At 72.8% G+C, this 16,282-nt stretch carries 18 protein-coding genes; 7 read left to right on the top strand and 11 right to left on the bottom strand.

Annotated elements, in window-relative coordinates; all coding sequences use genetic code 11:
- The first annotated feature begins 107 nt into the window (after positions 1–107).
- Entirely contained in the window at positions 108–455 is a 348-nt protein-coding gene (locus HNR68_RS22540; RefSeq protein ID WP_179723744.1) for an oxidoreductase, read from the top strand.
- 6 nt (positions 456–461) lie between these two features.
- On the opposite strand, the gene HNR68_RS22535 is transcribed toward HNR68_RS22540, so the two are convergent.
- Positions 462–962 (bottom strand): OsmC family protein, encoded by a 501-nt coding sequence (locus HNR68_RS22535; protein WP_179723743.1) that lies wholly within the window; start codon positions 960–962, stop codon positions 462–464.
- Positions 963–1,102: 140 nt separating this feature from the next.
- Positions 1,103–2,593: a leucyl aminopeptidase gene (locus tag HNR68_RS22530; RefSeq protein WP_179723742.1), complete on the bottom strand. Its 1,491-nt coding sequence runs from the start codon at positions 2,591–2,593 to the stop codon at positions 1,103–1,105.
- 183 nt (positions 2,594–2,776) lie between these two features.
- Between HNR68_RS22530 and HNR68_RS22525 the strand changes: the two genes are divergently transcribed.
- Both HNR68_RS22525 and HNR68_RS22520 read left to right on the top strand, forming a co-directional pair.
- The gene (locus HNR68_RS22525) at positions 2,777–4,024 is read left to right on the top strand and encodes an amino acid permease (protein WP_179723741.1); all 1,248 of its coding nucleotides are present in this window, start codon (positions 2,777–2,779) and stop codon (positions 4,022–4,024) included.
- A gap of 8 nt (positions 4,025–4,032) precedes the next feature.
- Positions 4,033–4,704 carry a ribonuclease FAU-1 family protein gene (locus HNR68_RS22520; protein WP_179723740.1) on the top strand — a complete coding sequence of 224 codons (672 nt, stop codon included), beginning with the start codon at positions 4,033–4,035 and terminating at the stop codon, positions 4,702–4,704.
- A gap of 5 nt (positions 4,705–4,709) precedes the next feature.
- Here HNR68_RS22520 and HNR68_RS22515 read toward each other — a convergent pair whose 3' ends face one another.
- Complete coding sequence (locus HNR68_RS22515) at positions 4,710–5,000, bottom strand: hypothetical protein (protein WP_179723739.1); 291 nt, start codon at positions 4,998–5,000, stop codon at positions 4,710–4,712.
- 158 nt (positions 5,001–5,158) lie between these two features.
- Here HNR68_RS22515 and HNR68_RS22510 point away from each other — a divergent pair, with 158 nt between their 5' ends.
- Positions 5,159–6,262 (top strand): branched-chain amino acid aminotransferase, encoded by a 1,104-nt coding sequence (locus HNR68_RS22510; protein WP_179723738.1) that lies wholly within the window; start codon positions 5,159–5,161, stop codon positions 6,260–6,262.
- A gap of 83 nt (positions 6,263–6,345) precedes the next feature.
- Here HNR68_RS22510 and cobS read toward each other — a convergent pair whose 3' ends face one another.
- From cobS to HNR68_RS22490, 4 genes are read right to left on the bottom strand one after another with little or no spacing between them, the layout of a single operon-like run.
- Positions 6,346–7,077 (bottom strand): adenosylcobinamide-GDP ribazoletransferase, encoded by a 732-nt coding sequence (gene cobS, locus HNR68_RS22505; protein ID WP_179723737.1) that lies wholly within the window; start codon positions 7,075–7,077, stop codon positions 6,346–6,348.
- Positions 7,074–8,156 carry a nicotinate-nucleotide--dimethylbenzimidazole phosphoribosyltransferase gene (gene cobT / locus HNR68_RS22500; protein ID WP_179723736.1) on the bottom strand — a complete coding sequence of 361 codons (1,083 nt, stop codon included), beginning with the start codon at positions 8,154–8,156 and terminating at the stop codon, positions 7,074–7,076. The genes cobS and cobT overlap by 4 nt, the downstream gene beginning before the upstream one ends.
- A gap of 19 nt (positions 8,157–8,175) precedes the next feature.
- The gene (gene cobU / locus HNR68_RS22495) at positions 8,176–8,718 is read right to left on the bottom strand and encodes a bifunctional adenosylcobinamide kinase/adenosylcobinamide-phosphate guanylyltransferase (RefSeq protein ID WP_179723735.1); all 543 of its coding nucleotides are present in this window, start codon (positions 8,716–8,718) and stop codon (positions 8,176–8,178) included.
- A gap of 9 nt (positions 8,719–8,727) precedes the next feature.
- Positions 8,728–9,366, bottom strand: a complete 639-nt coding sequence (locus HNR68_RS22490) for a DUF3043 domain-containing protein (RefSeq protein WP_179723734.1) — start codon at positions 9,364–9,366, stop codon at positions 8,728–8,730.
- A gap of 330 nt (positions 9,367–9,696) precedes the next feature.
- Between HNR68_RS22490 and HNR68_RS22485 the strand changes: the two genes are divergently transcribed.
- Positions 9,697–10,062, top strand: coding sequence for a HesB/IscA family protein (locus tag HNR68_RS22485; RefSeq protein WP_179723733.1), 366 nt, complete (start codon positions 9,697–9,699; stop codon positions 10,060–10,062).
- 116 nt (positions 10,063–10,178) lie between these two features.
- On the opposite strand, the gene HNR68_RS22480 is transcribed toward HNR68_RS22485, so the two are convergent.
- Positions 10,179–10,391, bottom strand: coding sequence for an RNA-binding S4 domain-containing protein (locus tag HNR68_RS22480; protein WP_179723732.1), 213 nt, complete (start codon positions 10,389–10,391; stop codon positions 10,179–10,181).
- A 141-nt stretch (positions 10,392–10,532) separates the two neighbouring features.
- On the opposite strand from HNR68_RS22480, the gene HNR68_RS22475 reads away from it, so the two are divergent.
- Together HNR68_RS22475 and HNR68_RS22470 are read left to right on the top strand one after the other, a co-directional pair.
- Complete coding sequence (locus HNR68_RS22475; protein ID WP_179725386.1) at positions 10,533–11,462, top strand: carbohydrate kinase family protein; 930 nt, start codon at positions 10,533–10,535, stop codon at positions 11,460–11,462.
- A gap of 120 nt (positions 11,463–11,582) precedes the next feature.
- Positions 11,583–13,019 carry an alpha-amylase gene (locus HNR68_RS22470; RefSeq protein WP_179723731.1) on the top strand — a complete coding sequence of 479 codons (1,437 nt, stop codon included), beginning with the start codon at positions 11,583–11,585 and terminating at the stop codon, positions 13,017–13,019.
- Positions 13,020–13,503: 484 nt separating this feature from the next.
- Here HNR68_RS22470 and mmuM read toward each other — a convergent pair whose 3' ends face one another.
- The 3 genes from mmuM to HNR68_RS22455 all read right to left on the bottom strand — a co-directional run bounded on the left by mmuM (position 13,504) and on the right by HNR68_RS22455 (position 16,280).
- On the bottom strand, positions 13,504–14,400 hold the full coding sequence (mmuM, locus tag HNR68_RS22465; RefSeq protein WP_179723730.1) for a homocysteine S-methyltransferase: 897 nt from the start codon (positions 14,398–14,400) through the stop codon (positions 13,504–13,506).
- A 64-nt stretch (positions 14,401–14,464) separates the two neighbouring features.
- Positions 14,465–15,355, bottom strand: coding sequence for a sugar ABC transporter permease (locus HNR68_RS22460; protein ID WP_179723729.1), 891 nt, complete (start codon positions 15,353–15,355; stop codon positions 14,465–14,467).
- A gap of 1 nt (position 15,356) precedes the next feature.
- Positions 15,357–16,280 (bottom strand): carbohydrate ABC transporter permease, encoded by a 924-nt coding sequence (locus tag HNR68_RS22455; RefSeq protein ID WP_179723728.1) that lies wholly within the window; start codon positions 16,278–16,280, stop codon positions 15,357–15,359.
- Positions 16,281–16,282 lie beyond the last annotated feature (2 nt).

Here is a 16,282-nt window from a genome sequence, read left to right as displayed (position 1 = left end):
GCATCGCGCCGCGGGGGAGCCCGGGTGAATTTGACACGTCCCCCACACCAGTGATGGCACCATCGGTCGCAGGCTGCTGTTCGGATGTCGACTGGAGGCGAAGCGCAGTGGGCCTCTTCGACCGGTTCCGCAGGCGCCGTGCCGGTGAGGTGCGCGGCGCGACCTCGGCGGACGTCGAGCACCTGACCACCTGGGCCCAGCAGCACCGAGGGGTCGAGGCCTACCTGGAACCGCGCACCACGGTCACCGAGACGACGCTGATGCTCATCGCGCACGACGGTGAGTGGACCCGCCGCCGCGTGGACGGCCCGGCCGGGGCGCACCGGCTGACCCGCAAGCTCGGCATCCCGCTCTACGAGGTGGCCAAGGTCGGCTACCCGCAGCGCATGCGCGACTACCAGGCCCGCCAGCGCATCCTCCGGGAGCGTCAGCGCCGCGCCGCCGACGAGGGCTGACCGCGCTCAGTTCGCGATCCGCGTGGTCGGCGAGCAGTGCACCGGGAAGTTCACCGCCTTGGCGATGTAGCAGAGCTCGTGGGCGCGTTCGTGGAGCGCTTCGGCCACGTCGACGCTGGCGCGGTCGGCCACCGTGACCGCCGGGGCGAGCTCGACGGACTCGAACTGGCCGGTGCCGTCCGGGTTCTCCGTGAGGATGCCGCGGGCCTGGTCGTGGTAGCCGGTGACCACGACGCCGCTGTCCGCCGCCAGGTGCAGGAACCACAGCATGTGGCACTGCGACAGCGAGGCGACCAGCAGTTCCTCGGGGTTGTAGCGGTCGGCGTCGCCCAGGAAGACCGGGTCGGCGGAGGCGTCGATGGCGCTCTTGCCGTCCGCGCGCACCTCATGGGTGCGCTCGTAGCTGCGGTAGGAGCTGGTGCCCTGGCCGGTGTTGCCGGTCCACACCACGTCGACCTGGTAGCCGTGCCGGGCCGTCTTCGGCGAGGCCGGTGTCGATTCGGTCATCACCCCATCGTTCCATCGACCGGGGGTGCCGTGGTGATCCCCGTGCGTTCCGCGTCACAAATGCGCCACGGGTGGGAACGCCTCCCCCCTCCCGGCGGGCGCCCCGGGCCGCCGCGCGGACCCGGAGCGCCCCGCGGAGGTCAGCCGTGGTCGGCGATGTCCGCGAGGACCGCGGCCAGGGTGCGGACCGGGACGCCGGTGCCGCCCTTCGGGGTGTAGCCCCACGGACCGGAGCTGTTGTACGCCGGACCCGCGATGTCGATGTGCGCCCACTCCACGCCGTCGGCCACGAACTCCCGGAGGAAGACGCCCGCCGCGAGCATGCCGCCCCAGCGGTGCCCGGTGATGTTGGCCAGGTCGGCGAGCTTGGAGTCCAGGTCGCTGCGCAGCTCCTCGGGCAGCGGCATCGGCCAGCCGCCCTCACCGACGGCCTGCGACAGCCGCGCCACCCGGTCGCGGAACTCGTCGCTGCCCATCACGCCCGGCGTGCGCTTGCCCAGCGCCACGACCTGCGCGCCGGTCAGCGTGGACGTCTCGATGAGGTAGTCCGGCTCGTCCTCGCACGCGCGGGTGATCGCGTCGACCAGGACCAGCCGGCCCTCGGCGTCGGTGTTGAGCACCTCGACGGTCTTGCCGCCGTACATGGTCAGCACGTCGCCGGGGCGGTAGGCGGTGCCGGAGGGCATGTTCTCGGCCATCGGCACGGTCGCGGTGATGTCCAGCGGGTAGTTCAGCCGGGCCGCCAGCACCATGGTGGCGACCACCGACGCCGCACCGGACATGTCCGAGGTCATCTCCTCCATGCCGGGGCCCGGCTTGATCGAGATGCCGCCGGTGTCGAAGGTGATGCCCTTGCCGACCAGCGCGACCTTCTTGGCGGCCTTCGGCCCCTTGTGCCGCAGGCGCACCAGCCGCGGCGGGCGGGACGAGCCCGAGCCGACGCCGAGGATGCCGCCGAAGCCCTGCTTGCGCAGCGCGGCGTCGTCGAGCACCTCGACCTCGAGGCCGACGGAGCGGCCGAGCTCGCTGGCCCGCTCGGCGAAGGACGCCGGGTACAGGTCGTTGGGCGGGGTGTTGATCAGGTCGCGCGCGGTGTTGACCGCCTCGCCGATCGCGGTGGCGCCCTTGAGCGCGTGCACGTTGGCGTCCGCCTTGGCGTCGTCGACCACGAACTCCACTTCGGACACCGGGGCGTCACCGGAGTTCGACTTGTAGCCGGTGAAGGCGTACGCGCCCAGCACGGTGCCCTGCACCGCGGCCGACAGGTCCACAGCGGACAGCGTGGTGGCGGCACGCTCCACACCGGTCAGCGCGCGGGCGGCCGCACCGGACGCGCGGCGCACCTGCTCGCCGGTCGGCCCGTCGGTGCCCACCTTGCCCAGTCCGGTCGCGACCAGGACCGAGGCGCGGAACTTCCCGCCGGCGGGCAGCTTGACGACCTCGTCCCCCTTCCCGGTGGCGCCCAGCGAGGTCAGCACCTGGCGCAGGTCTCCGTCGAACGCCGCGGCGACCTGCTCGGTGCCGGGCGCGAGCTGCAGGCCGTCGCCGTCCTGCACGGTGCCGACGATGAGCGCGTCCACGGCCAGCTTGGTCACCGCGGTGTCGGTGAGCGTGAGTTTCGGGGTTGTCACTGGTCATCCTCCGTTGAAGCTGCCGCGCCGGAATAGGGGTCCGTTCGCACTCTAGAACGCGGCGCGCTGGAGGATCCGACCAGGACGGTGCTGCGGGGCGCCGTCCTACGCTGGGACGCAGTGCAGCGCGCTGTCCACCGACAGGTGGCTGCACCGTCTGTGTTCGTCTGCGAGGGTGGTCAGGTGGCCCAACAGGTGGAATCGAGCGGCCGGCTGTCCTCGGGCGCCGGAGCGGTCCCGCTGGTGCTCAGCGGGATGCTCGGTGCCGGTGTGCTCGTAGGACCGTCGCCCGCGGCAGCCGCGGCCGGGATGTGGTCGCCGTTCGGGCTGCTGGTCGCGGTGCTGACCGCGGCCTGCGCGGCCTCGGCGACCGCGCACCAGGCGGCCGCCTACCGCGGGCCCGCACCGGCCGACGCGTGCGTCCGGGGACGGATGGGCCTGCTGCCCGCGCGCGTCGCCGCCAGCGCGCACCTGGCCGGGCAGGTCGCCGCCCTGGCCGCGGTCGCGCGCGTGCTGGGGGACTTCCTGCTGCCCGGCTCGGCGCCGGTGGTGGCCTCGGTGGCGGTCCTGCTCGTGGTGCTCGCGGCGACGACCGGACTGCGGATCCGCGGGGCCGCGGCGTGGACGTGGCTGGTGCTGACCGGCGCGGTGCTGGGCCTGGTGGTCGTCACGTGCTTCGCCATCGACCCCGTCCCGCCGCTGCCGGCCGGCGCCGCGCCCGAGGACAGCGCGGTGGGCATCACCGGGGCGGCCGGGGTGCTGTTCTTCGCCTTCCTCGGCTTCGAGCGGCTGACCTCGCCGGCCGAGGGCCGCGACCGGGTCCCGCCGGCAGTGGTCAAGCGCGGTGTCGTGGTGTCGTTCGCCGTGGTCAGCGCAGTGCTGGCGGTGGTGACGGCGGCGCTGGTGCACCAGCTCGGCTGGTCGCGGCTGGCGCTGTCGCCGACCCCGGTCCGTGACGTCCTGGCCGCCGCGGCGGCGTCCGAGCTCGCGCCGCTGGTCGGCGCCGGTGCCGCGGTGGCGCTGCTCCCGGTGCTGCTGGCCGCGCTGGAGTCCGCCCGGTCCACGGCGCTGGGCCTGGTGCGGGACGGGGACCTGCCGCGCGGGCTGGAGCGGCGCAGCCGCGCGGGCACGCCCTTCCTGGTGGACGTCGGCGTCGGGGTCGCCGCGGTCGCGGTCGCGCTGCTGGTCGAGCCCGTGGCGGCGATGGCCTTCGCCTCGTGCAGCCTGCTGGTGCACTGCGCCTTCGCCAACGCCGGAGCCCGGTTGCTGCTGGCCGACGAGGGCGGCTGGCCGATGCGCGCGGCCTGCCTGGGCATGGGGCTCTCCGTCGTCATCGCGATGAGCATGCCGATTTCTGCGATGCTTGCAACGCTTGTTGTCGTTGTTGTCGGTCCTTTGGCGACGGGAGGTGTGTCCCGTCGCTGGAGATGAGGCGGGTCATGCTGAACGCGAACGTGGGCACCCTTCCGTTGCAACCCATACGAGAACCGGTCTGGCTCCCCGGCGAGGAAGCGCTCTACAGCTTCTGGCGTCTTGACGGCTCGCTGGGCACCGTCCACCCCGCACGGGTCGTCGAGGACGACGGCGACCAGATGCTGTGCTGGGTCCTGGACGGCACCCCGATCCGGATCACCACCTCGCCGGACGGCCGTGCGCCGCGCGAGATGCCGCTGCACGAGCGCTTCAACGGCCCGCGGGTGCCCGCGAAGTCGACCTGGCGCGGCACCTCGACGCTGCGCCTGGTCTACGAGCACCGGTGGGCGTCGGTGTGGTGGTTCTTCGACGCCGACGGGACCTTCCGCAACTGGTACGTCAACCTCGAGGTGCCGCTCGGCCGCGACGAGCTGGGCGTGCGGCGCGTGGACGGCGTGCTGGACGTCGAGGTGTTCCCGGACGGGTCGTGGCAGTGGAAGGACGAGAACGAGCTGGCCGACGCGATGGCCGCCGGCCGGTTCGACCGCTGGCACCTCAAGCGGTTGCGGGCCGAGGGCGAGCGGATGATCGCGCTCGCCGAAGCGCGGCTGTTCCCGTTCGACGGGACCCACTGCGACGCCCGGCCCGATCCGAAGTGGGCGCTGCCGTCCCTGCCGGACGGACTGCTGCGGGACTGACCGGGTCAGGACACCGAGACGAACAGCAGCACCACGATGAGCGCGACCAGGGCACCGACCCCGCCGACCGAGCTGCCACGCAGGTCCTTCGGGAAGAACACCTGGTGCTTGCCGCGCCACCAGAACGCCCACCCGACGGCGCCGGCCAGGCCGAGGACCAGTCCGAACACGTCGAGCCAGGCGTAGCCGAGCGCCACGAGCAAGCCGCCACCCAGGGGCAGCAGCGCCGCCAGGGTGGCGGCCAGCGCGTCTTGCGACACCGTGGTGGGGACCGGAGCGGGAGCCTGCTGGTTCATGAGCACATCATAGAGCCCGGTACGCGGAGTTCCGGGAGGTTTCGCGTCACGCTCGGTGGCGCCCGGGGCGCGGCGCGTGATCGGAAGCCGGACAGTTGGATGACCAACGTACGATGATCCGGTTTCCACTGTTCGAGAGGGCGCGATACGGTACGCGCATGACTGAAGCGCTGTCTTTCACCCGGACCACCAACCCGCAACCGGCCAGCGACGAGCGGCGTGCGGAAGTATTGGCCAATCCGGGGTTCGGACGGCACTTCACCGACCACATGGTGACCATCCGCTGGACCGAGGACCGTGGCTGGCACGACGCCCGCGTCGAGCCCTACCACTCGCTCGAGCTGGACCCGGCGACCTCCGTCCTGCACTACGCGCAGGCGATCTTCGAGGGCCTCAAGGCCTACCGGCAGCCCGACGGTTCCATCGCGGCGTTCCGGCCGGACGCCAACGCGCGGCGGTTCCGGGACTCCGCCAAGCGGATCGCGATGGCCGAGCTGCCGGAAGAGCTGTTCCTCGAGTCCTTGCGCCAGCTGGTCGCGGTGGACGGTGCCTGGGTGCCCAGCGGCGGGGAGAGCTCGCTCTACTTCCGGCCGTTCATGATCGCCACTGAGGTCGGCCTGGGGGTCAACAACCCGTCCAACGCCTACCTGTACGCCGTGATCGCCTCGCCGTCCGGCTCGTACTTCTCCGGCGGCATCAAGCCGGTCACCGTGTGGCTGAGCCACGAGTACGTGCGCGCGGCGCCCGGTGGCACCGGTGCGGCCAAGTTCGCGGGCAACTACGCCGCGTCCTTCGCCGCGCAGGCCGAGGCCGTCAAGCAGGGCTGCGACCAGGTGGTCTGGCTCGACGCGTGCGAGCGGCACGTGGTCGAGGAGATGGGCGGCATGAACCTGTTCTTCGTGTTCGGCTCCGGCGCCGACGCCCGTCTGGTGACTCCCGAGCTCAGCGGCAGCCTGCTGCCCGGCGTGACCCGCTCGTCGCTGCTGGAGCTGGGGCGTGAGCTCGGCATGCAGGTCGAGGAGCGCAAGGTGACGGTCGAGGAGTGGGAGAAGAAGGCCGCGACCGGCGAGCTCACCGAGGTCTTCGCCTGCGGCACCGCGGCGGTGATCACCCCGGTCGGCCACGTCAAGCACCGCGACGGTGAGTTCACCATCGCCGACGGCGGGCCGGGCGAGATCACGATGAAGCTGCGCGAGAAGCTCACCGGCATCCAGCACGGCACGGTGGCGGACACCCACGGCTGGATGACCAAGCTCGGCTGACCCCGGGACCCCGATCCGCGTGGGGGTCGGGTCGTGAGTGCGTGAGCCGGTTGCAGGCGGCTTGCGCACTCACGAGCCCCCGGTCAGGTGAGGGCGGCGCCGACGAGGACCGTCGTGGTGGCGAGTTCGGAGGCCGCGCCGAGGACGTCGCCGGTGATCCCGCCGAAGCGCCGCTGGACGTGGTGGGTGAGGGCGAGCAGCAGCCCCGCGGCCACGGCGACCGCGAGCGCCACGCGCCAGTCGACGGCGACCGCCGCCGCGAGCAGCACCAGCCACCAGGCCGCGACGAGCCACGTCGGCTGGCTGCCCGCCACCAGCGCGCCCATGCCCTCCGGGCGGGCGGACAGCACGCCCCGCCGGCAGCACAGCACGAAGCCCGCCCGGCCGACCGCGCACGCCAGGACGAGCACCAGCGGGTCGGCGGAGACCTCGGCGAGGCTCACCGCCTGCACACCCAGCACCAGCACCAGCGCGACCACCGCGAACGGGCCCGCGCCGCCGTCGCGCATCACGGCCAGCGCGCGCTCCGGCGGTCCGTAGCAGCCCAGGCCGTCCACCGTGTCGGCCAGCCCGTCCACGTGCATGCCCCGGGTGACCAGCACCAGCACCGCCACGGTCAGCAGCCCGGCCAGCAGCGGGGGCGCACCGAGCGCGGACAGCCCCCACAGCGCCAGCGCGCCGGTCCCGCCCACCAGTGCGCCGACCAGGGGAGCGGCGGCGATCGCCTGGCGGCAGGTGGCGTCGTCGACGCGGCCGGCGCGCACCGGCAGCACGCTCAGCCACGAAACGGCCAGGCGGAGGCCGTCCGGGGTCACGACTTCGGGCCGGTGGCCTCGGCTCCGGTCGGGCCGCCGACACCGGCTTCGGCGAACGTCGCCATCTCGCCCAGCACCCGCGTCGCGGCCATCACCACCGGCAGCGCGGTCAGCGCCCCGGAGCCCTCACCCAGCCGCATCTGCAGGTCCAGCACCGGCGTCAGGTCGAGGTGGTCGAGCACCAGCGGCCCGCCCGGCTCGGCGGAGCGGTGCCCGGCCAGCCACCACTGCCGCGCGCCCGGCGCGAGCTCCTCGGCCACCAGCGCGGCCGCGCCCACCACGACGCCGTCCAGCAGCACGGGCGTGCGGCGGACCGCGGCCTGGGCGAGGAACCCGGTGAGCGCGGCGATGTCGGCTCCGGCGGAGGTGCGCAGCAGCGCCACCGGGTCGTCGAGCACCTTGCGGGCCCGGCGCAGCGCGTCGCGGATCGCCGCGGTCTTGCGCATCCAGGCGTTGTCGTCGATGCCGGTGCCGCGGCCGACGACCGCCACCGGCTCGGTCCCGGTGAGCGCCGCGATGAGCACCGCGGCGGGCGTGGTGTTGCCGATGCCCATGTCGCCGGCGATGAGCAGGTCGGCGCCGGAGTCGATCTCCTCGTCGGCGATGGTCCGCCCCGCGGTGAGCGCGGCCCGCACCTCGGCGTCGGTGAGGGCGTCCTCGCGGTCGATGGCCCCGGAGGAGCGCCGGACCTTGTGCGCGCTGACCACCGGCGGGGTGTCGGCGTTGACGGCCATGTCCACGACCCGCACGGTCGCGCCCGCAGCGGCGGAGAGCACGTTGACCGCGGCACCGCCGGCCAGGAAGTTCGAGACCATCTGGCTGGTCACCTCGCTGGGGTAGGCGGAGACGCCGTGCTCGGCGACGCCGTGGTCCCCGGCGAAGACGACGACCCGCGGGCGGGTGAACGGCCGCGGCGGGCAGAGCCCCTGCCGGGCGGCGACCCAGACCCCCAGCTCCTCCAGCCGTCCCAGCGAGCCCGCGGGCTTGGTCAGCTGCTCGTGCCGGGCGACCGCCTGGCGCTGGGCCTGCTCGTCCGGGGCAGGCACCGCCGGGAAGCTGATCTCGTTCTGGTCGGGCAAGCGAACCTCCGTGTCGATGTCAGCGCAGTCGGAGCGGGAGACCGGCGACGAGCAGGACGACCTCGTCGCACACCTCGGCCAGCCGGGCGTTGAGCGCCCCGAGCTCGTCCCGGAACAGCCTCCCAGACCGGGTGGCCGGGACGACGCCCAACCCGACCTCGGCGGAGACGACCACCAGCCGTCCGGCGCAGCCGGTGACGGCGTCGACCAGCTCGGCGCACCGCCCGGCCACGACCTCCATCGCGGCCGCGTCCCGGTCCCAGGCCCCGGCGTCGTCGAGCACCCCGGTCAACCAGGTGGCGAGGTCGTCGACCAGCACGGACGAACCGGCGGGAGCCTCCGCCAGCACCCGGCACAGCGACTCGGTGTCCGGCGCCTCCGCGGTCCGCCAGTGGTCCGGCCGCCGGGCGACGTGGGCGGCGATCCGCTCGTCCCACTCGCGGTCGCCCTCGACCCGCCGGGCGGTGGCCACGTAGGTGACCGCCGCGTCCCCGTCGACGAGCCCTTCGGCGTGCGCGGACTTGCCGGACCGCGCCCCACCGAGCACCAACGTGCGCACCACGGGCCCCGATCAGCTGAGCTTGGCGATGTCCTTGGGGGTGTAGCGGGGGCGCGGGACGCGGAGCTTGCGGATCTGCATCGCCCGGGTGAAGGCGTACCAGCCCAGGGCGAAGGACCCGTCCTTGGCGTCCGGGAACTTGGCGCGGACGCGCTTGTTGACGTAGCGGCCCAGCATGGTGCCCTCGACGATCATCATGATCAGCAGGGCCATGCAGAACAGGGTCGCGTACTGCTGCACCAGGAGGTTCTGCGACAGGGTGCTGACGAACACCACCAGCACCAGCGGCATGAAGAGGCCCATCAGGTGGCGCCGGGTGTCGACCAGGTCGCGGACGTAGGCGCGCACCGGGCCCTTGTCGCGGGGCATCAGGTAGCGGTCGTCGCCCTGCATCATCCGCTCGCGCCGCTCCCGGGCGGCGGCGCGCCGCTCCTCCTTGTTGGCGCGCGCACGCTTGATCGCCTCGCGCTGCGTCTTCGGCGGCGGCGGGACCGGGCCGCGGCGCCGCCCCTCGGCGTCCCGGCGCTTCGGGGTGGGGCGCCCCTTCTTGGGAGTGTGGTTGGGGGCGTGCTCCGCTGAGGACTGGGCAGCCTCGTTCTCAGACTCCGGGCTGTCGGCCTGCTCAGTGCTGCTGCGGCGAAGGAACCTCACCCCAACAGGGTAAGGTACGCCCGATTTCCTGCGGTTTCCTGGATCACCCCCCGGCGGCGCCGGGGTGGTGTTCGGTGTGCATCGCCGCAGGTCAGAGAGCCTTCGTCGTGCGGGTGGTGCTCGGCCCGCGCCACGGGGGAGGGCGCGTCCCCTCTCCGTCGGGCCCGAGGAGTGGGTCGTGCCACGTCACGCCAGCTCGGCGACCCGCTGTGCCACCATGGGACGTGGACACACGGCACGTCCCCGGGTCCGCCCGTGGGAATAGGCTGGTCCGGTCCGCGGTTGCACCACAGGCCGGAATCGGATGAGCGAGACCTCTAGGGAGAGTCCATGACCGCCCCGAACACCACGACCGAGAGCGAGGCGCCCGCCCACGGTGTCACGTTGACCGACGCGGCGGCCAAGAAGGCCAAGGCCCTGCTGGAGCAGGAGGGTCGCGACGACATGCACCTGCGCATCGCCGTCCAGCCGGGTGGCTGTGCGGGGCTGCGGTACCAGCTCTTCTTCGACGAGCGCACCCTCGACGGCGACGCGCGGCGGGAGTTCGACGGCCTGGGCGTCGTCGTCGACCGGATGAGCGCCCCGTACCTGGAGGGCGCGGTCATCGACTTCGTCGACTCCATCGAGAAGCAGGGCTTCACCATCGACAACCCGAACGCGGGCGGGTCGTGCGCCTGCGGCGACTCGTTCCACTGAGCGGGCGAGCCGATCTGGCACGAGGCCGGTACCCCCTCCGGGGTGCCGGCCTCCTCGCTCTTCCGGAGGTGTGCGTCCGCCGGTGACCCGCGGCCCGGGCCGCCGGCGCGCGACCGTCAGCGGTTGACGATCCGGACCGTCTCGTCGCCGAGGGTGACCTCGTCGCCCGCGGTCACCTGCTTGCCGCGGCGGGTCTCGACCTCGCCGTTGACCTGCACCAAGCCCTCCTCCAGAACTTCCTTCGCCTCCGCGCCGTGCTCGACCAGTCCCGCCAGCTTCAGCAGCTGGCCGAGCCGGATCGCGCCGTCCCGGATCTCCACTTCGCGCATGCGCCCATTGTCCGCGGCCGCGCGCGGCGGCCGGGCACCCCTGGTGGCGCTACGCTCGGTGCGCGTCCGATCACCAGCTGCGACATCCCGGAGGTCGCCGTGCCCGTCGCCGTCACCGGAAGCATCGCCACCGACCACCTGATGCACTTCCCCGGCCGGTTCACCGACCAGCTCGTCGCCGGCAACCTGGAGCAGGTCTCGCTGAGCTTCCTGGTCGACGACCTCGTGGTGCGGCGGGGCGGGGCCGCGGCCAACATCGCCTTCGCGCTGGGCCTGCTGGGGCAGCGGCCGGTGCTCATCGGGGCGGTCGGTGACGACTTCGCCGACTACCGCTCCTGGCTGGAGCGCAACGGCGTGGACTGCTCGGGCGTGCACGTCTCGGAGGTCGCGCACACCGCCCGCTTCGTGTGCACCACCGACGAGGAGTTCAACCAGATCGCGTCGTTCTACACGGGCGCGATGGCCGAGGCGCGCAACGTCGAGCTGGCCCCGGTGATCGAGCGCGCCGGCGTGGACCTGGTGCTGGTCGGCCCGAACGACCCGCTGGCGATGCTGCGGCACGTCGACGAGTGCCGCCAGCGCGGCTACCCGTTCGCCAGCGACCCGTCGCAGCAGCTGGCCCGGTTGGACGGCGAGCAGGTGCGGCAGGTGGTCGACGGCGCGGAGTACCTGTTCACCAACGAGTACGAGTGGGGCCTGCTGCTGCAGAAGACCGGGTGGACCGAGGCCGACGTGCGGGAGCTTGTCGGCGTCCGGATCACCACGCTCGGCGCGAAGGGCGCGGAGGTCGTCGGTCGCGACGGCGTGCGGTTGCACGTGCCCGCGGTGCCGGACCGCGGCCGGGTCGACCCGACGGGGGTGGGCGACGGGTTCCGGGCGGGCTTCCTCGCCGGGGTGCAGAGCGGGCTGTCCTGGGAGCGGGCCGCGCAGCTCGGGTCGCTGGTCGCGGTGCACGTCCTGGAGGTGACCGGGACGCAGGAGTGGTCGCTGGACCACGGTCGTGCGCTGCGCCGCTTCACCGACGCCTACGGGGCCGCCGCGGCGGCGGACGTGGCCCCGATGTTGTCGTAGTCCTGCAAATTTTTGCAAGCATTGGAGCAGCTCACCTCTGGTTCCGATGGCGGATTGACTTGACGCGCGCAAGAAAATGTGATTGATGACGACCCCACACGTCGGTGCAGGGAGGTTGTCATGCGATTGGCCTTGCTCGCGCTCTCCGCGGCGATCGGCGGCACCGCGCTGGTGCCCGCCGCGACCGCGGGAGTGCCCACCGCCGCTCCGGTGAGCGGCCCCATCGTCCAGATGTTCCAGTGGCCGTGGGAGTCCATCGCGCGGGAGTGCACGGACTTCCTGGGGCCGAGGGGGTTCGGCGCCGTCCAGGTGTCGCCGCCGCAGGAGCACGTCGTCCTCGCCGACCAGGGCCACCCCTGGTACCAGGACTACCAACCGGTCAGCTACCAGCTGGAGAGCCGCCGCGGCAGCCGCGAGCAGTTCGCCGAGATGGTGCGGACCTGCAACGCCGCGGGCGTGGAGATCTACGCCGACGCGGTGGTCAACCACATGACCGGCAGCGGTTCGGCCGGCAGCGGGCCGGGCAGCGGCGGCTCGACCTACGAGAAGTACGACTACCCGGGCATCTACTCCGACCCCGACTTCCACGGCTGCCGCCGCGACATCGCCGACTACGAGGACAAGTGGGAGGTGCGCAACTGCGAGCTGGTCGGGCTCGCCGACCTGGCCACCGAGTCCGACCACGTGCGCAGCAGGCTGACCGCCTACCTCGACGACCTGGTGGGACTGGGGGTCTCCGGGTTCCGGGTGGACGGCGTCAAGCACATGCCGCCGGAGGACGTCGGCGCGATCTTCGGCGCGGTGCGCGACCTCCCCGAGGGCGGCCGCCCCTACGTCTTCCAGGAGGTGATCGCCGACGGCACCACGACCGGCGGCGAGTACACCGGCAACGGCGACGTCACCGAGTTCGGCTACTACGGCGTGGTGGCCAACGCCTTCCGGGACGGGGCGCTGGCGCAGCTGGCGAACCTGCCGGAGCGGATGGAGCTGCCCAGCGACCAGGCCGTGGTGTTCATCGACAACCACGACACGCAGCGCAGCTCGCCGATCCTGACCTACGAGGACGGCGAGGTCTACGACCTGGCGGTCGCCTTCGAACTGGCCTACCCGTACGGGACGCCGCAGCTGATCTCCGGCTTCGCCTTCGACGACCCCGACGCCGGGCCGCCCGCCGAGGCGGACGGGACCACGCGCCCGGCCAGCTGCGACGACCCGGCCTGGACCTGCGAGCACCGGCGGCCGATCATCGCCGGCATGGCCGGGTTCCACGGGGCGGTGCAGGGCACCGAGCTGGTCGACTGGTGGGACAACGGCGGCGGCCAGATCGCGTTCGGCCGCGGTGACAAGGGGTTCGTGGTGGTCAACCGGGAGGGCGGCGAGCTGTCGCAGACCTTCCAGACCTCACTGCCCGCCGGGACCTACTGCGACGTGATGAGCGGTGAGCTGGTGGACGGCGCGTGCACCGGCGGGACCGTGGAGGTCGGCGAGGACGGGGGGTTCACCACCACCGTCGCGCCGAACTCCGGCGTCGCGCTGCACGTCGGCGCGAAGCTCTGAGCTCCCGAGCACCCCGTGGCGCCGCGCGGCACCACGGGGTGCGCTGCGGGCGGTGACGACGCGCCGCCGGTGCTCGCGGGTCAGCGGGGCGCCGTCCTCGCCGAGGGCCTGGACGTCGCGGGAACCCGCCTGCCGCAACCGGTCCCGCAGTTCCGGGGACGGTGCACACGAGCGGACCGACCAGCGGACGGTCCGCTCGCGGCCACCGCGGACGACGGTGCGCGCGCCCCGGGAGCGGAAGCCGACCGGGTCCAGGTCGTGCTGGCCGACCACCACGTCCTCGCCGACCTCGTGGACCACCGCGGGCAGGTAGCGGGGGCGACGACGTCGTTCAGCTCCACCGCACACCTCCCGCCCGGTCGCGGCGACGCGTGCGGCCAGGACCCGCCTGTCGTCCTCGCCGGAGAAGCAGCCGAACCACGCGCCCCCCTGGGAACGGGTGCGCTCCAGTTGGAGCGGACGATCGCGCGCGGGCGACCGGTTGTCAGCCCTCCGGGTCGAGCAGCGCTTCGGCGATCGCCGAGATGTCGTCGGGACGCACCCGGCAGCAGCCGCCGATCAGCTGCGCACCGGCGTCCCGCCAGCTGCGCGCGAGGGACGGCGACAAGCGCGACTCGCCGGTCCAGGCCTGCCGCTGCGCGTCCCAGCCCTCACCGCTGTTCGGGTACACCACGACCGGTTTCGTCGTCGTGACGCGCGCGATCTCGATCGCGGGCAGCACGTCGTCCGGGGCGGAGCAGTTGACCCCGACCGCGACGACGCCGTCGTGCTCGGCCACCGCGAACGCCTCCGCCAGCGGCTGCCCCGCCCGGGTGCGGTCGCCGTCGACGGTGTACGACAGCCAGGCCGGCACGTCCAGCCCGTCGAGCGCGTCCACCAGCGCCTCGGCCTCGTCGACGTCCGGGACGGTCTCCAGCGCGAAGACGTCCGGGCGGGACTCGGCCAGCACCTCCATCCGCGGGCGGTGGAAGTCGCGCAGTTCCCGCCGGGTGCGGCCGTAGCGGCCGCGGTACTCCGAGCCGTCCGCGAGCATCGCGCCGTACGGGCCGATCGACGCCGCCACCCACCGGTGCCGCCCCGGTTCCACGTCTCCGGCCAGCCGGGCCAGCTCCACGCTGCGGCGCATCAGCGCGGCGGCGTCCCCGCGGTCGATGCCGCGCGCCGCGAAGCCCTCGAAGCTGGCCTGGTAGCTGGCCGTGGTGGCGACGTCGGCCCCGGCGCGGAAGAACGTCGCGTGCGCGGCCACGATCTCTTCCGGCGCGTCGGCCAGCAACCTGGCCGACCACAGCGCGTCGGAGAGGTCGTGACCGCGCGCCTCCAGTTCGGTGGCCAGACCGCCGTCGAGGATCGTGGTCGCACCACCGAGCGGGAACGCGTTCATCCACCCAGGGTAGTGCCGCCGCCGGTGGCCGCACGAGTCCCGCGGGCGCGGCGGCCACCGGCGCTCACGACTTCACGCTGCCCGCGGTGAGGCCCCCGACCAGGAAGCGCTGGACCAGGTAGAACACCACCACCGCCGGGACGGCCACCAGCACCGAGGCCGCCGCCAGGTGGCCCCACTCGGCCCGGTTCTGCTGCACGAACACCTGCAGGCCGACGGCGAGGGTCTTCGACCGGTCCTCGGCGGACAGGAACGCCGAGGCGAAGGCCACCTCGCTCCAGGCCACGATGAACGAGTAGAACGCGGTCACCGCCAGCCCCGGCCGGGCCAGCGGCAGCACCAGCCGCCAGAACACCCCGAACGGCGAGAGTCCGTCCACCCGCCCGGCTTCGTCGATCTCGCGGGGGATCCCGTCGAAGTAGCCCTTGAGCATGTAGGTGCAGAACGGGATCGCGGTGCTGCAGTAGACCAGCACCAGGCCGAGCGCGCTGCCCTGCAGGCCCAGCGTCAGCAGGACGTTGTACAGCGGCACGATGAGCACCGCGAACGGGAACATCTGCACCACCAGGAACGACAGCAGCAGCCACTGCCGGCCGGGGAAGCGGAACCGGCTGGCCGCGTAGGCGGTGGTGGCCGCCAGCAGCACCCCGAGCACCGTGGTCAGCGCCGCGATGAGCACCGAGTTGCCGAACCAGCTCAGGAACGCGCCCTTGGCGCCGGACAGCACGTCCCGGTAGTTGTCCACTGTGGTCTCACCGGACAGTGTCGGGGCGATGGCCTCGGCGTCCGGCTTGAACGACACCACGACCACCCAGAAGACCGGGAACACCGCGATCAGCGAGGCCACCACCAGGGCGGTGTGCAGGCCGACGCTGGCCGCGACGGACCGCTTGCGCCGGGACACCGGCCGGGCGGTGGCCGGTGTGGCGCGCAACGAGGCCGCTTCGATCGTCATCTCACAGCACCTCCCCCTGCCGGCGCATCGCGCGGCGGTAGACGGCGGCGAACACCAGCAGGACCGACAGGATCAGCACGCCGTAGGTCGACGCGAGGGCGTAGTCGCGGGTCGCGCCGGAGAAGAACCGCTCGAAGGCGTAGGTGACCAGGATCCGGGTGTGCGGGTTGTTCTCGGTGATCAGGTAGATGACCGGGAACATGTTGAACGTCCAGATCACCCCGAGCAGCACCACCGAGCTCGACACCGACCGCAGGCCCGGCAGCGTCACGTGCACGAACCGCTGCCACGCCGACGCCCCGTCGATCTCGGCCGCCTCGTACAGGTCGGACGGGATGGACTGCAGGCCGCCCAGCAGCGCCACCATCATGAACGGCACGCCCAGCCAGACGTTGACCACGACCACCGACACCAGCGCCAGGTCGGACTGCCCCAGCCACACCTGCGCCGGCAGTCCCACCGCCTCCAGCACCCGGTTGACCAGCCCGTACTCGGAGTTGAACAGGTACCGCCAGGCGAAGGCGCTGATGAACACCGGCACCGCCCACGGCAGGATCAGCAGCACCCGGTACAGCCCGCGGAACCGCAGCTGCCGGTTGAGCAGCACGGCCAGCGCCAGGCCGATCACGTAGTGGCAGACCACGCACGCCCCGGTCCAGATGACGGTGCGCAGCAGGGTCGCCCAGAACGAGCCGTGCGCCGGGTCCCCGGACAGCACGTTGAGGTAGTTGTCGAGCCCGACGAACTCGTAGCTCGCCTCGCGGTCCAGCACCGGGTTGGCGATGGTGGTGTCGTTGATGTCGGTGAACGTGAAGAACAGCCCCTGCAGCAGGGGGAAGACGACGAGCAGCGCGAGCACCGCCACGACGGGGGCGACCATCGCGTAGGCGAACCAGTGCCGCGCCAGCAGGTTCCGCAGTCGCATCT

Source organism: Saccharopolyspora hordei, assembly GCF_013410345.1.
Classification (GTDB): domain Bacteria; phylum Actinomycetota; class Actinomycetes; order Mycobacteriales; family Pseudonocardiaceae; genus Saccharopolyspora; species Saccharopolyspora hordei.
This window is presented reverse-complemented; position numbering and strand designations above follow the sequence as displayed.

Excerpts from the sequence above, each read along its gene's own strand:
- HNR68_RS22535 (WP_179723743.1), bottom strand. The coding sequence starts at position 962 with ATGACCGAATCGACACCGGCCTCGCCGAAGACGGCCCGGCACGGCTAC.
- HNR68_RS22520 (WP_179723740.1), top strand. The coding sequence starts at position 4,033 with ATGCTGAACGCGAACGTGGGCACCCTTCCGTTGCAACCCATACGAGAA.
- HNR68_RS22515 (WP_179723739.1), bottom strand. The coding sequence starts at position 5,000 with ATGAACCAGCAGGCTCCCGCTCCGGTCCCCACCACGGTGTCGCAAGAC.
- HNR68_RS22510 (WP_179723738.1), top strand. The coding sequence starts at position 5,159 with ATGACTGAAGCGCTGTCTTTCACCCGGACCACCAACCCGCAACCGGCC.
- HNR68_RS22485 (WP_179723733.1), top strand. The coding sequence starts at position 9,697 with ATGACCGCCCCGAACACCACGACCGAGAGCGAGGCGCCCGCCCACGGT.
- HNR68_RS22480 (WP_179723732.1), bottom strand. The coding sequence starts at position 10,391 with ATGCGCGAAGTGGAGATCCGGGACGGCGCGATCCGGCTCGGCCAGCTG.
- HNR68_RS22475 (WP_179725386.1), top strand. The coding sequence starts at position 10,533 with ATGCACTTCCCCGGCCGGTTCACCGACCAGCTCGTCGCCGGCAACCTG.
- HNR68_RS22470 (WP_179723731.1), top strand. The coding sequence starts at position 11,583 with ATGCGATTGGCCTTGCTCGCGCTCTCCGCGGCGATCGGCGGCACCGCG.
- mmuM (WP_179723730.1), bottom strand. The coding sequence starts at position 14,400 with ATGAACGCGTTCCCGCTCGGTGGTGCGACCACGATCCTCGACGGCGGT.
- HNR68_RS22460 (WP_179723729.1), bottom strand. The coding sequence starts at position 15,355 with ATGACGATCGAAGCGGCCTCGTTGCGCGCCACACCGGCCACCGCCCGG.
- HNR68_RS22455 (WP_179723728.1), bottom strand. The coding sequence starts at position 16,280 with ATGCGACTGCGGAACCTGCTGGCGCGGCACTGGTTCGCCTACGCGATG.